This window comes from Ruegeria sp. AD11(2025) (genome assembly GCF_056542405.1).
Genome location: NZ_JBQFZU010000095.1, coordinates 1 through 1,776 on the forward strand (window position 1 = coordinate 1; position 1,776 = coordinate 1,776).

A 1,776-nucleotide genomic window follows, 5' to 3' on the forward strand; every position below is an offset into this window, starting at 1 on the left:
ACAGATGAAAATGACGACGGAAGAGGCCTTTGTTAAGGTTCTGCAGCTTCACGGTATTGAACACGCGTTTGGTATCATTGGTTCGGCGATGATGCCGATCTCGGACATCTTCGGGAAAGCGGGCATCACGTTCTGGGATTGCGCGCATGAAGGCTCGGGCGGGATGATGGCCGATGGCTACACCCGCGCCACCGGCAAAATGTCGATGATGATCGCGCAGAACGGCCCCGGCATCACCAACTTTGTCACCGCCGTAAAGACCGCCTACTGGAATCACACCCCGCTGCTGCTGGTAACGCCTCAGGCCGCGAACAAGACCATGGGTCAGGGCGGTTTCCAGGAAATGGAACAGATGCGCATGTTTGCGGACTGCGTGTGCTATCAGGAAGAAGTGCGCGACCCGTCGCGGATGGCCGAAGTTCTGAGCCGCGTGATCACCAAGGCCAAGCGTGCCTCGGCGCCGGCGCAGATCAACGTGCCGCGTGACTTCTTCACGCAAGTGGTCGATATCGAACTGCCTGCCGTGGTCGAATTCGAATTGCCCTCCGGTGGTGCATCGGCTGTTACCGAAGCCGCCGCGCTGCTGTCCGAAGCCAAGAACCCGGTCATTCTGAACGGCGCCGGTACGGTTCTGTCCGCGGGCGGCATCGAAGCCTCGAAAGCGCTGGCCGAACGTCTGGACGCGCCGGTTTGTGTTGGCTACCAGCACAACGACGCCTTCCCCGGCTCGCACCCGCTGTTTGCCGGTCCGCTGGGCTATAACGGCTCGAAGGCCGCGATGGAGCTGATCAAGGAAGCGGATGTGGTTCTGTGCCTCGGCACCCGTCTGAACCCGTTCTCGACCCTGCCGGGTTACGGTCTGGAATACTGGCCGGCAAATGCGAAAATCATTCAGGTCGACATCAACCCGGATCGTATCGGCCTGACCAAAAAGGTTTCGGTCGGTATCGTTGGCGATGCAGCCACCGTTGCGACCAATATCCTGGCACAGCTGTCGGACACCGCAGGCGACGATGGTCGCGACGCCCGCAAGGCGAAGATCGCGGAAAAAAAGTCGCGTTGGGCGCAGGAACTGACCTCGATGGATCACGAGCAGGACGACCCGGGCACCACCTGGAACGAACGTGCCCGTGCCGCCAAGCCGGACTGGATGAGCCCGCGCATGGCATGGCGTGCGATTCAATCCGCACTGCCGAAAGAGGCGATCATCTCGTCCGACATCGGCAACAACTGCGCCATCGGCAATGCGTATCCGTCCTTCGAGGAAGGCCGCAAGTATCTGGCACCGGGCCTGTTCGGCCCCTGTGGCTATGGCCTGCCGTCGGTGATCGGCGCCAAGATCGGCTGCCCGGACGTGCCGGTCGTCGGCTTCTCGGGTGACGGTGCCTTTGGTATCGCGGTTACTGAACTGACCGCAATCGGCCGTGACGAATGGCCCGCGGTGACCCAGATCGTTTTCCGCAACTACCAGTGGGGTGCGGAGAAGCGGAACTCGACCCTGTGGTTTGACGACAATTTCGTCGGCACCGAACTGGACACCAAAGTGTCTTACGCCGGTATCGCACAGGCCTGTGGCCTGAAAGGCGTTGTCGCCCGCACTCAGGACGAGCTGACCGCGGCGCTGAACCAGGCCATCGAGGACCAGAAGAACGGCATCACCACCCTGATCGAAGCCATGATCAACCAGGAACTGGGCGAGCCCTTCCGTCGTGACGCGATGAAAAAACCGGTCGCAGTCGCCGGTATCAGCGAAAACGACATGACACCACAGGCCGG

General features: G+C 61.1%; 1 protein-coding gene. It reads left to right on the top strand.

Annotation, left to right across the window (positions count from 1 at the left end; translation table 11 throughout):
* Positions 1-4: 4 nt before the first annotated feature.
* On the top strand, positions 5-1,776 hold a 1,772-nt coding region (gene xsc / locus ACR1XY_RS24440; protein ID WP_480597392.1), incomplete at its 3' end, for a sulfoacetaldehyde acetyltransferase.